Origin of the sequence: Streptomyces sp. NPDC046887 (assembly GCF_040644755.1) — a bacterium.
GTDB lineage: Bacteria > Actinomycetota > Actinomycetes > Streptomycetales > Streptomycetaceae > Streptomyces > Streptomyces lichenis.
In genome coordinates, this window is the sequence record NZ_JBEYXH010000025.1 from 1 (window position 1) to 16,187 (window position 16,187).

9 protein-coding genes and 1 pseudogene are annotated in these 16,187 nt (G+C 72.6%); all 10 read right to left on the bottom strand.

Features of this window, described 5'->3' with window-relative positions:
• Window positions 1-848, bottom strand: a pseudogene (locus ABZ945_RS21950) (Fe-S oxidoreductase); the annotation flags it as partial.
• Between the two features lie 184 nt (window positions 849-1,032).
• Window positions 1,033-1,845 carry an AfsR/SARP family transcriptional regulator gene (locus tag ABZ945_RS21955; protein WP_361272189.1) on the bottom strand — a complete coding sequence of 271 codons (813 nt, stop codon included), beginning with the start codon at window positions 1,843-1,845 and terminating at the stop codon, window positions 1,033-1,035.
• Window positions 1,846-2,104: 259 nt separating this feature from the next.
• A complete protein-coding gene (locus ABZ945_RS21960; RefSeq protein WP_361272034.1) occupies window positions 2,105-3,220 on the bottom strand; it encodes a serine hydrolase domain-containing protein in 1,116 nt (371 codons plus the stop codon).
• 67 nt (window positions 3,221-3,287) lie between these two features.
• Entirely contained in the window at window positions 3,288-4,520 is a 1,233-nt protein-coding gene (locus ABZ945_RS21965; protein ID WP_361272037.1) for a cytochrome P450, read from the bottom strand.
• Entirely contained in the window at window positions 4,517-5,740 is a 1,224-nt protein-coding gene (locus tag ABZ945_RS21970) for a cytochrome P450 (protein WP_361272039.1), read from the bottom strand. Before ABZ945_RS21970 ends, ABZ945_RS21965 begins: the two co-directional genes overlap by 4 nt.
• A 59-nt stretch (window positions 5,741-5,799) precedes the next feature.
• Complete coding sequence (locus ABZ945_RS21975) at window positions 5,800-6,330, bottom strand: nuclear transport factor 2 family protein (protein WP_361272042.1); 531 nt, start codon at window positions 6,328-6,330, stop codon at window positions 5,800-5,802.
• A 150-nt stretch (window positions 6,331-6,480) separates the two neighbouring features.
• Window positions 6,481-7,722 (bottom strand): crotonyl-CoA carboxylase/reductase, encoded by a 1,242-nt coding sequence (ccrA, locus tag ABZ945_RS21980; RefSeq protein WP_361272044.1) that lies wholly within the window; start codon window positions 7,720-7,722, stop codon window positions 6,481-6,483.
• Window positions 7,723-7,878: 156 nt separating this feature from the next.
• Window positions 7,879-8,676, bottom strand: coding sequence for an alpha/beta fold hydrolase (locus tag ABZ945_RS21985; RefSeq protein ID WP_361272047.1), 798 nt, complete (start codon window positions 8,674-8,676; stop codon window positions 7,879-7,881).
• Window positions 8,677-8,682: 6 nt separating this feature from the next.
• Window positions 8,683-12,708, bottom strand: a complete 4,026-nt coding sequence (locus ABZ945_RS21990; RefSeq protein WP_361272049.1) for a beta-ketoacyl synthase N-terminal-like domain-containing protein — start codon at window positions 12,706-12,708, stop codon at window positions 8,683-8,685.
• Window positions 12,701-16,165, bottom strand: coding sequence for a beta-ketoacyl synthase N-terminal-like domain-containing protein (locus ABZ945_RS21995; protein WP_361272052.1), 3,465 nt, complete (start codon window positions 16,163-16,165; stop codon window positions 12,701-12,703). Before ABZ945_RS21995 ends, ABZ945_RS21990 begins: the two co-directional genes overlap by 8 nt.
• Between the last annotated feature and the right edge of the window lie 22 nt (window positions 16,166-16,187).

Genomic DNA, 16,187 nt, shown 5'->3' on the forward strand with positions numbered 1-16,187 from the left:
CCCTCCTCCTCGTCGAAGACCGTCTCGAAGTCGATCTCCTTGCCCCGGCTGGTCATCGGCTGCAACGCGCCCAGGGCCACCGCGCCGTCGGCGTTCCGCTTGAACCAGATGTTCGGGAAACCGAGGAAACGGTGCCAGGCAACACCCATGTTGGTGTTCAGGCTGATGGTGCACGCCCAGATCATGGTCGTGCCCAGCTTGATCATGGCGAAGAGGTAGACCAGGTTCTCCAGCGTGGGAACGCTCAGCCCCTTGAACGCGAGGACCAGCGGGTACGAGGCGAAGTACGCGGCCTCGTAGTGGTCCACGTGGTGCAGCGCGCCTTCCAGGCCGCGCAGCGCCATGATGGCCAGGCCGATGATGACGATCACGGTCTCGACGAAGTAGGCCTGGCCCATCTTCGAGCCGGCGAAGCGCGACTTGCGACCCGCGCGCGAGGGCAGGTTCAGCAGGCGGATGGCGATGAGGGTCAGGATGCCGAGCGTCGTACCGGTGCCGATGAACTCGGTGTAGAGCTCGTACGGCAGCCAGCCGCCGAGCACCGGGAGGACCCAGTCCGGCTTGAAGAGCTGGCCGTACGCGGTGACGATCGTCAGCCCGAGGGTGAGGAAGCCGACCGCCACGAACCAGTGCGCGATGCCGATGATCCCCCACCGGTTCATCCGCGTGTGGCCGACGAACTCCCGTACCAGGGTCACACTGCGCTGGTAGGGGTTGTCGGTGCGGCTGCCGGCCGGGACCGGCTGGCCCAGCCTGAAGTAGCGGACGAACTGGCCGATGGCGCGGGCGAGCAGCGCGACACCCACCAGGGTCAGGACCAGCGACACGATGATCGCGGTGAGTTGCATCTGAGGACTCCTCGAACCGGCAAGGGCGGGGATGCCGAAAATACTAAGCGGTAACTTACCCATCAGGGCTCGACGTTACCGAAGACCGCCCCGCCTGCCCCACCGCCCGGAGAGTGATCTGTGTCGCCCAAAGCGGGCGGCGGGACGCCGGGTGGTCCCCGGCGCCCCGCGGCGAGCCCGGCCGCTACCGCGACAGGGTCGGGGCCGGGCCGCTCAGCAGTGCGGCATCGACCCGAAGGATCCTCAGGTACAGCTCCTGGAGGGGCTGTCCCGGATCGACCCCCATGTTCTCCGACAGGACCTGACGCAGCCTCATATAGGCGGCCAGCGCTTCGGCCTGTTTGCCCGAGCGGTAGAGGGCGAGCATCAACTGCAGCCAGTGCGGCTCGTGCAACGGGTTCGCCGCCGTCAGCGACTGCAGTTCGCCGAGCAGTTCGCGGTGCTGGCCGAGGGCCAGATCGGCGTCGATACGCGCCTGGACGGCCTCCGACCTCAGGCTCTCCAGTTCGGTGACATGCTGCACCACCGCCGAGGAGGTGCCGGCGTCGGCGTACGGGTCACCGCGCCAGTGCGCCAGCGCCCGGGTCAGGCACCGCGACGCGAGGCCGGGCCGGCCGGCGGCCAGCGCGTCCTTGCCCTCCCGCACCAGGCGCTCCGCCCGTACGGAGTCGAGGTGGTCCGCGGGGATGTCCAGGACGTACCCGGAGGGCCGGGTCAGCAGCCACTTCCCCTCGGCGTCACCGAGCACACGCCTCAGACGCAGGACGGCCACGGCCACCGCCTTGCGCTCCGTGGAGGGCTGACTCTCGGCCCATACCTCCTTGAGGATGTGCTCGGTCGTCATGACCTTCCCCAGCCGCGCGGTCATGGCACCCAGTAATGCGCGGATGCGAATTCCGCCTACCGACACCCCGCGGTCGAAACAGCCGGCGGGGTGAATCTCCAAAGGGCCCAGTATTCCGATGTGCGGAGCGCAACCCGGACTCAACCCGGTCATCGGCTCGGACGACGTGAGCACTCATCCCCCTTGAGTTCTCCGTAATACGACACGACACGCGTGGTGCTTGAACGTACCCGTTCGAACACCAGCGGTGATCATACTGCCACCGAAATCGCGCCATGTCGTGTGCGATGCATCACTCGGCGCGGCGATCGGGATCGGCGGACCGCGGCCATGATTCACGCCATATCGCGCGATCCGCCGCCGGTGATGTTTGCGGCGGGAAGAAAGGGGGAAGCCCGGGCGGTCGAGCGGCTCAGCGTGTCACGCAGGCGTCCAGCACCAGGTCGCTCACCTCGCGCAGCCGCCCGATACCCGCCCCGAACTGCGGTTGAATATTGGACAGATATGCGAAGACCAGCTCACGGGTCGGATCGGCCCAGACGACGCTGGACGTCGTGCCCGCATGACCGAAGGTGCCGCGGTCGCTCCGGGAACCCATCACTCCGGAAAGGTGCCGCGGATCGGCGCCCGGCCCGCCCAGCATGAATCCATGGGCCCATCGCACCGGGCGTTTCAGCGACGCGTCGGTTTCTCCGTCATTGGACGGCTTCCTGGCTTCCGCAATGCTTTCGGGGAGCAGTATCCGCGTTCCGTCCAGTGTGCCGCCTTCCAAAAGCATCTGGTAAAAGCGCGCCAGTTGTGCCGCGGTGCCCGAGACTCCGGCCGAGGGAATCACGGCCTGGCGGTAGCCGCGGCGGTTGCTCATCCACTGGTTCGGCCACTCCGACGGGTGGTCGGCGCGGGCGGGTACATGGCGGCCCCAGGCCTCATCGGGCAGTCCTGGATGCAAATCGTCCAGCCCCAGGGGTGCGAACAGTTCGGACGTCAGGACATCCCGGAACGTCCGCCCCGTGACGCGTTGCACGATCTCACCGAGGATGAAGCCGTAGCTCATGAAGTGGTAGGCGGCGACCTCGCCGCCCGCCCAGCGCGGCCGGGCCTCCTCCAGGTCGCGCACCGAGCGCTGCCAGTCGGTGGCGGTCCGCATGGTCCGCACCATGCCCCGGCCGGCCGGGACGCCGGCCCGGTGTTGGAGCACATGGCGGACGGTCACATCGCCCTTGCCGTGCCGGGCGAACTCCGGCCAGTACGCGGCCACCGGTTCGTCCAGCCCGATCAGGCCCCGCTCGGCGAGCAGGTGCACGGTGAGCGCGGCGAACGGCTTCGTCGCCGCGTACAGGAGGAACAGCGAGTCGGGCGCGCAGCCGAAGGACCGGTCGAGGACGGGCACACCCCGCCGCAGGACGCACACCTGCGCCGCGCCGCCCCTGGACCGCACCACCTCGGTCAGCCGGTCGAGCGCCGCGGGGTCCATGTCCAGGTCCTCGGGGTCGTGTTCGCGGCCGTCGCGGTCGTCGATGGTGCTCATGGGCGATCGCGCCCCTTCGTTCGCTGGTGACGGGTGGTGGTGGGGCCGCCGGCGGCCGGGGGCGTCCTCACCAGGCGACCGGCATGGTGTGCAGGCCGCGGACCATGAGCCCCGCCTTCCACGAGAGCTTCTCCTCGGACACGGCCGGCCGCAGGCCCGGGTAGCGGCGCAGCAGTGTCGTCAGTGCGATCTGCAGTTCCGCGCGGGCGAGTTGGGAGCCGAGGCAGTGGTGCGGCCCGGCGCCGAAGCCCAGGTGCGGATTGGGCCGCCGTGCCAGGTCCAGTTCGTCGGGGCGGCCGAACACCTCGGGGTCGCGGTTCCCCGCGCCCATCGACGGCACCACGGTCTCACCCGCCCTGACGAGCACGTCCCCGAGTTCGACGTCCTCGGCGGCGGTACGGGGGAAGCCGTCGACGGTCCCGATGGGCACGAAGCGCAGCAGCTCCTCGACGGCGTCGGGGATCAGGTCGTGGTCCGCCCTCAGCCGCTCCAGCAGCTCGGGGCGGCGGAAGAGGGTGTAGACGAAGTTCGGGATCTGGCTCGCCGAGGTCTCGTAGCCGGCGATCAGGATGGCCTCGGCGAGCCGCACCAGCTCGCCCTCGGTCAGCCGGTCCTCCTCGTCGCGCGCGGTGACCAGGGCGCCGATCAGGTCGCCGGTGGGGCGCACCCGCCGCTGGGCGACCAGCCCGCCGAGGTAGTCGTGCATCCGCATCATGTGGTCGCGCACCTGGGCGGGGGTGTGCGCGGTGGTCGTCAGCAGGGCGTCGGACCAGGTGCAGAACCGCTCGCGGTCCTCGGGGGGCACACCGAGCAGTTCGCAGATCATGGCGACGGCGAACGGCAGGGAGAAGTCCTCGACCAGGTCCGCGGGCGGGCCGATCTCCTCCATGGCGTCGAGCAGCCCGTCGGCGGTGCGCTGGATCAGGGGCCGCATCTCCTCCACCCGGCGCGGCGTGAAGACCTTGCCCACGAGCCGGCGCAGCCGGGCGTGGTCCGGGCCCTCGACGCTCAGCACCGCGTCGGGCGGCGGCTGGTGCGGCAGGAACCGGGGCGCGCCGGGCGCGACGGCGAGCGCCCGGGAGAACCTGCGGTCGGTGAAGACCTTCCGTACGTCCTGGTAGCGGGTGGCCAGCCAGGCCTCGCCCCCGTAGGGCAGGGTGACGCGCTGGAGCGGCTGTTCGCGGCGCAGCGGCTCCCAGTACGGGTCCGGCTCCAGCCGGTCCGGGGCGTGGAAGGGGTACGCGGGTGCCTCACCGGCCGCGAAGGGGCAGCCGCGCCCGCCGGGCTCGGTACCGGTCACCGGGCGTCGTCCCAGGTGACCGGCAGGTTGTAGACCCCGTACACGATCTGGTCGTCCCGCCACCGGATGTCCTCCGGCGGGGCCGCCATACGCAGGGTCGGGAAGCGCGTGACGAGGCCGCGCCAGGCCGAACGCATCTCCACCCGCGCCAGCTCCATGCCGAGGCACAGGTGGATGCCGTGGCCGAAGGCGAGGTGCGGGTTGTGCTCGCGGGTGATGTCGAGCCGGTCGGGGTCGGGGAAGACCTCCGGGTCGCGGTTGGCGGCCGGCAGCGACGCCAGGACCGCCTCGCCCGCCTTCACCGGGTGGCCGCCGATCTCCATGTCCTCGGTGACACCGCGCGGCAGGCCCTGCTGCACGATGGTCTGGTGGCGCAGCAGCTCCTCGACCGCCTGGTCGATAAGGCCGATGTCGTCCCGCAGCAGGGCCCACTGGTCCGGGTTCCGCAGCAGCGTGTAGGTGCCGACGCCCAGCATGTTGGCGGAGGTCTCGTGCCCCGCGATCAGCATCAGTACGCCGATCCCGGCGATCTCCAGGTCGGTCAGCGCGGGGTTGGCGTCGGGGTCGTGGGCGAGATGGCTGAGCAGGTCCTCGCCCGGGTTCTTCCGCTTGTCGGCGGCCAGGTTCATCATGAACTCGTTCATCCGCGCACCGGTGGCGCCCAGTTCCTCCGGGGAGGCGTCCAGGGCCTGGAGCCGCAGCACCATGTCCATGAAGTCGGCCCGGTCCTCGTACCGCACGCCCATCAGTTCGCAGATGACGTACAGCGGGATGGGCAGCGCGAAGGACTGGACGAGGTCCACGGGGCCGCCCTGGGCCTCCATGGCGTCCAGCGCGTCCGCCACGATCCGGTCGACCCGCGGCTGCATCCTGCGGATGGCCCGCATGGTGAACCACTTGGTCAGCAGGCGGCGGTAGCGGGTGTGGTCCGGCGGGTCCATGAAGATCAGGAAGCCGGGCAGGTACACCTCGGCCTTCATCTCCGGGGCGAGGTTCCGCCAGGGCTGGGGGGCCTTGGCCGGGTGCGAGCTGACATGGGGGGTGGCCAGCGCGGCGCGGACGTCGGCGTGGCGGGTGAGGAGCCACCCTTCGGAGTCGTCGGCGAAACGCATCCGGCTGACGGGGTCGGCCTGCCGCCGCTCTTCCAGCTCGGGCGGCGGGGAGAAGGGGCAACGGCGCTCTCGGGGCAGCGTCGGCGGGCGCTGCTCGGTGTCGGACACGGTGGTGCCTCCTGGGTCGGGGTGGGGAGCCGGCGGCTCGGCGGCCGGGGCGGGCCGGGTCAGAGGGTGGGGGCCTCGGGGCCGCGCAGCGGCAGCACCTGGTAGCTGGCGTCGCCACCGTCACGCCGGCCGGCGTTGAAGCCGGCCTGCGCCTCGGCCGGGTCGAGCGGCATCTCGTGGGCGAGGCTCCAGTCGTTCAGGACGAGCCGGCGGGCGATCTTCCATACCCCGTCACGCCGCTCGAACCGGTCGATGTACCGGCCGGCGAACTGCTCGACCCGCTTGGTGCCGTCGTTCTCGCGGTAGTGGTAGGCGATGCAGTAGCTCTCCACACCCGCGGCGTCCCCGTCGATCTCGACGGTGCTGCCGTGCAGGGTGTGCAGGGTGCCGCTGTAGGTGTCGCGGAGCAGCGGGACGATCTGCTTGACGAAGTCGTGCGCGTTGCCCCGGATGACACCGCGGTCGTCGTGGGCGTCCTCGTGGTAGGCGGACGTGACCAGTTCCTCGTCGAGGCGGTCCAGACCGCGGCAGTAGCGCTGCAGCACGGCTCGGATCTCGCGCTCGCTCCAGAGGATGTCGAGCTGGTCCATGGGGGTCTCCTTCGGTGTGGTCGCCGTATTCCCTACGCGGAATGTCCGGCGGTCTGCTTCCGGTTTATCGAGGGCCTTTCGGGATTCCCGTCGGGATTCCCGTCGAAATTCCCGCGGAAACGGAATCGACGGGCTCCGGTGGCCGCCGGCTCAGAGAGCGCTCAGGCCGGCCGTCGGCGCGTTGACCAGGACGGCCTGATTGCCCTGCGGGTGCTGGTTGTCGTTCATCAGCTGGTGGGCCTTGCCGATGTCCTCGAACCCGCCGGTCCAGGAGAGGCACGGGTCGATGCGGCCGCCGGCGACGAGGTGGATGATGTCGCGGCACTGGCGCAGGTTGGCGTAGTGCGAGCCCTGGAGCCGCTTCTGGCGCATCCACAGGTAGCGCAGGTCGACATCGGCGTTGTAGCCGGTGGTGCCGCCGCAGATGACGACCATGCCGGCGGTGTCGCAGAGGTACATGGACGTCGGGATGGTGGCCTGGCCGCTGTGCTCCAGGACGAGGCGCGGCGCCCTGCGCTCGCCGAGCACCTCCCAGAAGCGGCGGCCGAACGCCCTGACCCCGGCGGTCCACCGGGCCATCGCCTCCTGGTCGCCGATGTCGGGCAGCCGGCCCCAGTGGTCGAAGTCGAGGCGGTTGATGGTGCCGTGGGCGCCGAGCCGCCGGCAGTGGCGGGCGCGCTCGTCGTCGGAGACCACGGCGATCGGGATGCCGCCGCGCTCCCGGGTGATCTGGATGGCCATCGAGCCGAGGCCGCCGGCCCCGCCCCAGATGAGGACCGGGTCGCCCGGCTGTACGTCGTGCGGCGCCCAACCGCACAGCTGGCGGTAGGCGGTGGCGCCGGTGAGCAGGAAGCAGGCCGCCTCCTCCCAGGTCAGCCCGGCCGGCTTGGGATGGCACTGGTACTCGTCCACCAGGGCGAACTGGGCGAAGGAGCCGTAGTTGCGCTCGTACCCCCAGACGGACTGCGAGTCGGAGGTCATCGGGTCGGCGCCGAGGCGGATGTCGGCGGCCGTCTCCGTCCACTGGGCGCCGGAGAGGATCACCGGGTCGCCCACGGCGAGCTGGTCGACGCCCTCGCCCACCGCCCAGACCACCCCGGAGCCCTCGGAGCCCCCGATGTGGAAGTCCTCGCGCTCCCCGCGCCGCAGGCGCGTCTCGATCACGTCCAGCGGCCGCCCGAGCGAGGCCCACACGTTGTTGTAGTTGATGCCGGCGGCCATGACGTAGACCAGCACCTGGCCGCGCCCGACCTCGGGCACGTCCACCACCTCGGTGCGGAACGCCTGGTGCGGCGGTCCGTAACGCTCCCGGCGGATCACCGAGGCGTACATGCGCTCGGGCACGGTGCCGAGCGGGGGTATGTCACCCAGTTCGAAAATGTCGTGTCGCACGCAGACCCCTGTCTGGATTCCATCTCGTGCCGGAACCGGGCATCGCCGGAAACGGGCCGTATGGCCATCGAAGAGCAACGGCCATCGCAAAGGAACGGCCATCGCATGGGAAAGGAGAAAAGTGGTCGACCGGGACGGAGAATATCCTCGGATCCGTCAACCGGTCATCCGCACGGAGTGCGCTTCGGTGAGCCTATCGTACACAAGTCGCTCTACTTTTCGGAGGTTTTCGGTCAGATAGAAATGACCGCCGGGAAATACCTCCAGCCGGAAATCCGCGGAGGTGCGGGCGCCCCAGAGTTCGACCGAGCCGACCGGTGCCATGGCGTCCCGGTCGCCCACCAGGGCGGTGATCGGGCACGACAGCGGAGGCCCCGGCACATGGCGGTACATCCGCACGGCCCGGTAGTCGCTGCGGATGGCGGGCGCGACCAGGCGCAGCACCTCCTCGTCGTCGAGGAGCCGCGGGTCCGTGCCGCCGAGTTCGCCGAGGGCCGTGACCATCGCGCGGTCCTCCAGCCGGTCGAGCGCCCACTCCACTTCCAGCTCCGGGCCGCCGCGTCCGGAGACGAAGAGGTGGACGGGCGGTGCGCCGGAGTCGCCGCACAGGCCGCGCGCCACCTCGTAGCCGAGCACGGCCCCCATGCTGTGGCCGAACACGGCGAGGGGCCGGTCGCGCCACGGCGCGAGCTCCCGGGCGAGCCCCTCGCGCAGCGCGCCGATCGAGTCCAGCAGCGGCTCCCTGCGCCGGTCCTGGCGCCCGGGGTACTGCACGGCCAGCACCTCCACCCGCGGCGCCAGGGCCTGGGACAGCGCGTGGTAGGCGCTGGCGGAACCGCCGGCGTGCGGCAGGCAGAGCAGCCGCACCGGCGCCTGCGGGGCGGGGTGGAACCGCCGGATCCACCGGGAGGCGGCGGGCCCGCTGTCCGGGTGTCCCTGGGTGTGCGTGGTCATCGCCGGTCAGCCCCTTCCGCCCGCGAACCCCGCCAGCCAGGCGTTCACGGCCTGCGCGGTCCTCGGTGCGTGCTCGTCCATCATGGTCAGGTGGTCGCCTTCGGTGTCCGCGACGGTGCTGTCGAACTTCCAGTCGGGGTGCCAGTCCTGGCCCTCGGCGACCTGCCCGAGCGGCTCGGACGCCCTCAACTGGAGGGTCGGCACACCGGGCTCCTCGGGCACCCAGTCGGTGAAGAACTCGAAGTACCGCCCCATCGCGGACAGCCGTACGTCCGTCATCGGGCCGAAGTACGCCTCGCCGTCCAGCACGCCCTGCGCCAGTTCGCGCTGCATGCGGAGGAGCGCCGGATCCGCCGGCAGATAGGTGTCGAGGAGCACCACCGCCGCCGGGGGCGGGCCGGTGCGCGCCAGGCGGGCCGCCAGGCTGTAGGCGAACCAGCCGCCCGAGGAGTGGCCCAGCAGCACGAACGGCGCGCCGTCCGCCCGGCGCCGGACCCCGTCGGCGAGGAAGTCGAGCATCAGGCCGAAGTCGGCCGGCAGCAGTTCGCCCGCCGAGAAGCCGGGGGCGAGCAGGGCGGAGACACCGCGCGTGCCCCGGAAGGCCGAGGCGAGCCGGGCGTACTGCTGCGCCCCGTACAGCGGCACCGGGGCCGGGCAGCAGATCAGCCCGGGCCGCTCGGTGGCCGGGGCCAGCTCGACGGTGACGGCGCCATGGCCCGCCTCGGCCAGGGTGTGGAAGCTGGTCCGCAGACGGGAGGCGGCCTTGGTGAGTTCCAGGGCGGCATCGGGGCGGTCCAGGGCGCCGGCGTTGCGGTACAGCGCTTCGAGCGAGTACGGCGACGCCTCGGCGGGCGCCGGGGCGGCCTCGTCGGCGCCGGAGAGCCGCTGCCCGAGGAACGCGGCCAGCGCGGTGGGTGTGGGGTGGTCGAAGACGACCCCGGCGGGGAGGGTGAGACCGCACTCGGCGGCCAGGGCCGCGCGCAGTTCGGTCGCCATCAGCGAGTCGAAGCCCATCTCCAGGAAGCCGCGGCCGGGTTCGATCTCCGTCCGGTCCGCGCCGCCGACCACCGCGGCGGCCTGCTCGCGCACCAGGTCCAGCAGCAGACGGTCGCGCTCCTCGCCGTCCGCGCCGGCGAGCCGCCCCGGCCACGGTGCGGCGGCGCCGCCCGCCACGGGCGCGGCCCCGTCGACCGGGCCGGACACCCGCGGGCCGGGGGCGGCGCCGGCGCCGGCCATCCCGGCCAGCCAGTAGGGGCGGCGCTGGAAGGCGTACGTGGGCAGGGCCACCCGCTCGGGCGCGTCCGGCAGCAGCCGGTCCCACGCCGGTGCGGCGCCGAGCACATGGGCCTGGGCCACGGCCGTGAGGACGGCGTCCGGCTCGGGCGCACGCCCGGGCAGCACCGGGACGAAGGACTCCGGGGCGGCCTCGGGCAGGCACTGCCGTCCGGCGGCCGTCAGGACACCCCCGGGGCCGGCCTCCAGGAACAGGGTGGCCCCGCAATCGCGCAGCGCGCGGACGGCGTCGGAGAACCGCACCGTGTCACGGACGTGGCGCACCCAGTGCTCCGGGTGGCGGAGCTCGTCGGTGACGAGCCTCCCGGTCAGCGCGGAGACCACCGGCAGGCCGGGCGCCCGGTACGACAGCCCACCGGCGATGTCCGCGAACTCCGCGGTCATCGCGTCCATCCGGGCCGAGTGGAACGCGTGGCTGACCCGCAGCCGACGGGCCCGGCGGCCGCGTCCGGCGAAGTCGCGCGCCAGCTCCGCGGCGGCCTCCTCGTCCCCGGAGACCACCACGGCGTCCGGCCCGTTGACCGCGGCGACGTCCAGCGCCGCGGGACCGTCGGCGAGCCGGGCGCGCACCTCCTCCTCGGTGGCCTGGACGGCGAACATCGCCCCGCCCGCCGGGAGCCGCTGGATCAGCCGGCCGCGCGCCGCCACCAAGGCGCAGGCGTCGGGCAGCGACCACACCCCGGCCGCGTAGGCCGCGGTCAGCTCGCCGATCGAGTGGCCCGCCACCACGTCCGGGCGCAGCCCCCAGTCCTCCAGCAGGCGCAGCAGCGCCACCTCGACGGCGAACAGGGCGGGCTGGGTGTAGGCCGTGGTTCCGAGCAGCTCGGCCTCGGGCGTGCCGTCGGCGGCGAACAGCACCTCGCGCAGCGGCCGGTCGAGGTGCCGGTCCAGCTCGCCGCACACCTCGTCCAAGGCCTCGGCGAACACCGGTTGACAGGCGGCCAGTTCACGTCCCATCCCGGGGTGCTGGCTGCCCTGGCCGGGGAAGAGGAACGCCGTCCGGCCGCCCGCGGGCAGGGTGCGCCCGGTGATCACCCCCGCCGCGCGGGCGCCTCCCGCCACGGCGGCCAGCCCGGCCAGCAGCTCCCCCCGCTCCCGGCCGACGACGACGGCCCGGTGCTCGAACGCCGCGCGCGTGGTGGCCAGGGACGCGGCGACGGCGGCCGGGGACTCCCGCGGACGCCCGGCCAGATGGGCGGCCAGCCGCTCCGCCTGGGCGCGCAGCGCCGCTTCGCCGCGGCCGCTCACCACCCACGGCAGCGGTCCGGCGGCCGATGCCGGGGCCCGGTTCGCGGCCGCCTTAGCCGGGGTGTCGGAGGGCGGGGGGCTCTCCAGCAGGACAGGGGCGCTCTCCAGCAGGACATGGGCGTTGGTGCCGCTGACGCCGAAGGACGACACCGCCGCGCGCCGCGGCTCGCCGGTACGCGGCCACGGCCGCTCCTCGGTCAGCAACCGCACGTCACCCGCGGACCAGTCGACCCGCGGGGTGGGCTCGGTCAGGTGCAGCGTGCGGGGCAGCACGCCGTGCCGCATGGCCATCACCATCTTGATGACGCCGCCCGCACCCGCCGCGGACTGGGTGTGCCCCAGGTTCGACTTCAGCGACCCCAGCCACAGGGGCCGGCCGTCGGCGCGGGCCTTGCCGTAGGTGGCCAGCAGGGCCTGGGCCTCGATCGGGTCGCCCAGCGGGGTGCCGGTGCCATGGGCCTCCACGGCGTCGACCCGGTCGGCGGTGAGGCGCGCGTTCGCCAGCGCCCGGCGGATCACCCGCTGCTGCGCGGGCCCGTTGGGTGCGGTGAGCCCCGCGCTCGCGCCGTCCTGGTTGACCGCGCTGCCGCGGACGACGGCGTGCACCGGATACCCCAGGCGCCGGGCGTCGGAGAGCCGGGCCAGCAGCAGCACCGCGGCGCCCTCGGACCAGGTCGTGCCGTCGGCGGTGGCGGAGAAGGACTTGCAGCGGCCGTCCGGGGCGAGCCCCCGCTGGCGGCTGAACTCGATGAACGCGGTCGGCGTGGCCATCACCGTCGCGCCGCCCGCCAGCGCCAGGGTGCACTCGCCCTGCCGCAGGGACTGCACGGCCAGATGGAGGGCGACCAGCGAGGAGGAGCAGGCGGTGTCCACGGACACGGCCGGCCCTTCAAAGCCGAAGGTGTAGGCCACCCGGCCGGAGAGGATGCTGGCGGAGTTGCCGGTGCCGATGAAGCCCTCGGCCGCCTCCCGCGCGTCCAGGACGTTGATCAGGTAGTCGTTGCTGTTGGAGCCGACGAACACCCCGACGTCCTCGCCGCGCAGCGTGGTCGCGTCCAGGCCCGCGTACTCGAAGGCCTCCCAGGACGTTTCCAGGACCAGGCGCTGCTGCGGGTCCATGGCCAGCGCCTCGCGCGGGGTGATGCCGAAGAACGCGGCGTCGAAGCCGGCCGGGTCCTTGAGGAAGCCGCCGTGGCGCGAGTACGTCCGGCCCGGGGCCCCCGGCTCGGGGTCGTAGACCGCGTCGACGTCCCAGCCCCGGTTCTCCGGGAACCCGGTGACGGCGTCCCGGCCCTCGGCCACCAACTCCCACAGCTCCTCGGGCGAGGTGACGTCCTCGGCGCCGCCCGGGAACCGGCACGCCATGCCGACGACGGCCACCGGCTCATGGGCGGCCTCCTCGGCGTCCTCCAACTGCCGGCGGGTCCGCCGGAGGTCGGCCGTGACCAGGCGCAGATACTCGCGGAGCTTGCTCTCGTTGTCCTCAGCCACGGTGGAGTTCCTTCTCGATCAGCGCGAACATCTCGTCGTCGGTGGCCGCGTCCAGAGCCACCTGGTCCGCACCGTCCGCCTCCGCGGCGCGGCGGTCGGGCGCGTGGACCGCGAGCAGGGCCCGCAGCCGCTCGGTCGCCCGGGCGCGGTCCCGGTCGCCGGCGGGCAGCCCGGCCAGCGCGGCCTCCAGACGGTCGAGCTGCTCCGACAGGGGCAGCCCGGTCTCCGGTCCGGCGGCGGTGAGCGCCGCCGACAGACACGCGGCGACGGCGGCGGGCGTGGGGTGGTCGAACAGCAGGGTGGCCGGCAACTCCTCCCCGGTCGCGGCCGCCAGGCGGTTGCGCAGCCGCACCGCCATGACCGAGTCGAAACCGTGGTCCAGGAAGCCGCGTTGGGGCTCCACCGCCTCCGGCCCGTCGTGCCCCAGGACAAGGGCCGCCTCGGAGCGCACCGCCCGCAGCAGTGCCTCGTACCGCTCCCCGGCGGACAGCCCCCGCCACCCGGCCGCGCGGTCCCCGCCGCTGCCCGGACCGGCCTCGGGGGCCTGCTCACCGCGGTCGGGTGCCTCGCCGGCCTCCGTCCCCGAAGCGGCGGGCGGGCGCCGGACGGCGGATGCGGAGACGCCGGGGCGGCCGGGCCGGCCGACGGGGCCGGTGGGCCAGTGGCGCCGCTTCTGGAACGCGTACGTGGGCAGGTCGGCCTCGCACGGCCCGGCGCCGAACCACGCCCGCCAGTCGACGTGGACGCCACGCGTGTGCACCGTGGCGAGGGCGGTCAGCAGCGCCGTCACCTCGTCCCGGTCGCCGTCCGACACCGACACCAGCACGGGGGCGCTCCGGCCGGGCTCCGCCGTCAGGCAGCCCTCGCCGGCCGGGGCGAGCACCGCGTCCGGACCGAGCTCCACATAGGCGTCGGCGCCGTACCGCTCCAGCCGGCGCATCTGGTCGTGGAAGCGCACCGTGCGGCGGATATGGCCCACCCAGTACGCGGGGTCCCGGGCCTCGCCCGCCCCGAGCAGCTCCCCCGTGACATCGGAGACGATCGGGATCCGCGGAGCGGCGTACGACAGCCCGGCGGCGACCTGGCCGAACTCCTCGGTCATGGCGTCCATATGCGGGGAGTGGAAGGCGTGGCTCACCCTGAGCCGGCGGGTCCTGCGGCCGCGAGCGGCCCAGCCGGCGGCGAGCGCGGCCACGGTGTCCGCGTCCCCGGAGAGCACGACCGACGCCGGACCGTTCAGCGCTGCGAGGTCCACCGCGCCCTCATGGCCCTCCAGGGTGGCGCGCGCCTCCTCCTCGGTGGCCTGGACGGCGACCATCGCACCGCCCGTGGGCAGGGCCTGCATCAGCCGGCCGCGGGCGGCGACCAGGGCCACGGCCTGCGGCACCGCGAGAACCCCGGCCACGCAGGCCGCGGACACCTCGCCGAGCGAGTGGCCGGCGAGCACGTCCGGCCGCACCCCCCAGCTGTCCAGCAGCCGGAACAGCGCCACCTGGTAGCAGAAGAGGGCGGGTTGGGCGTAGTCCGTACGGTGCAGCAAGGCGGCGTGCGCATCGCCTTCGGGCGCGAACATCACCCGCAGCAGCGGCTCGTCGAGGTACCGGTCGAAGTGTGCGGCCAGCTCCTCCAGGGCGCCGGCGAAGACGGGGAAGGCGGCGTGCAGCCCACGGCCCATGCCGGCCCGCTGGCTGCCCTGCCCGGTGAAGAGGAAGGCCGTCCTGCCCTTGACCGTGGCCACACCGCGCACCAGGGCCACCCCGGTGTCCGCGGTCGTCTCGGAGCTCTCGGCGGGAGGGCTCGCGTCGTCGGCGGAAGGGTGGGCGAGGGTGTGGAGGGCGGTGAGGAGGGTGTCGGTGGTCTCAGCGGTCTGAGTGGTCTCGGTGAGGAGGACTGCCCGGTGTTCGAAGGTGGACCGTGTGGTGGCCAGCGCACGTCCGATGGCCGGAATGTCCATCTGACCGCGGGTGGTGAGGTGTTGGTGGAGTCGGTGTGCTTGTGCGCGTAGTGCGGGTTCGGTGCGGGCGGACAGGATCCAGGGCACGGGGTGGCCGGTGGGTAGTGGTTCGTCGGCCGGCAGGGGGTTCGGTTGGGCGGGTTCTTCGAGGATGACGTGGGCGTTGGTGCCGCTGATGCCGAAGGAGGAGATGCCGGCTCGTCGTGGCCGGTGCGGTGTCTTGGGCCATGGTTGGGCTTGGCGGAGGAGTTCCACCGCTCCTGTGGTCCAGTCGACCAGTGGGGTGGGTTGGTGGGCGTGGAGGGTTGGGGGGAGTGTTTCGTGGTGCAGGGCCATGACGGTTTTGATGACGCCGGCGACGCCTGCTGCTGTCTGGGTGTGTCCGAGGTTGGATTTGAGTGAGCCGAGCCAGAGGGGTCGGTGGGGTGTGCGGTTCTTGCCGTAGGTGGCCAGGAGTGCGTGTGCTTCGATGGGGTCGCCGAGTCGGGTGCCGGTGCCGTGTGCTTCTACCGCGTCGATGTCTTGCGGCTGGAGGCCTGCGTTGGTGAGGGCTTGGTGGATCACTTTTTCCTGGGCCGGGCCGTTGGGGGCGGTGAGTCCGTTGCTGGCTCCGTCTTGGTTGATCGCGCTGCCGCGGATCACGGCCAGGGCGCGGTGGCCGTTGCGTATCGCGTCGGACAGGCGCTCCAGTACGAGGACGCCGACGCCTTCGGACCAGCCGGTGCCGTCCGCTTCCGCGCCGAAGGCCTTGCAGCGCCCGTCCGAGGCCAGCCCACCCTGACGACTGAACTCGGTGAACATGATGTCGGTGGACATCACGGTGGCGGCCCCGGCCAGGGCGAGGGTGCTTTCACCGCGCCGTAGCGAGTCGGCGGCGAGATGCAGGGCGACCAGCGACGAGGAGCACGCCGTGTCCAGCGTCAACGCCGGACCGGACAGACCGAGGACATAGGAGACCCGGCCGGAGGCGACGCTCACACTGCTGCCGGACAGCATGAACCCGTCGACATCGGCACCGGTCTGCTGCACGCGCGCCAGGTACTCCTGGTAGCTGGTGCTCAGGAACACCCCGGTGTCGGTGCCCTTGAGGCGCAGGGGGTCGATTCCCGCGCGCTCGATCGCCTCCCAGGAGGTCTCCAGCAGCAGCCGCTGCTGCGGGTCCATGGCGACCGCCTCGCGCGGCGAGATGCCGAAGAAGCCGGCGTCGAACTCCGCGGCGTCATAGAGGAATCCGCCCTCGGCGGCGTACGCATCCGTGTCGAAGGTCTCGCCCACCTCCCAGCCCCGGTCATCGGGGAAGGGGCCCATGGCGTCGATGCCGTCGGACACCAGCCGCCACAGGTCCTCGGGCGTGCGCACGCCACCGGGATACCGGCACGCCATGCCCACGATCACGATCGGGTCGTCCTGCCGGGCCTCGACCTCGCGCAGTCGTTCCTGCGTGGCCTCCAGCTCGGCGGAGACCCGCTTCAGGTAGTACCGGAGCTTCTCTTCGTCAGCCATGTCGGCCCCCTTCACGCCTGGT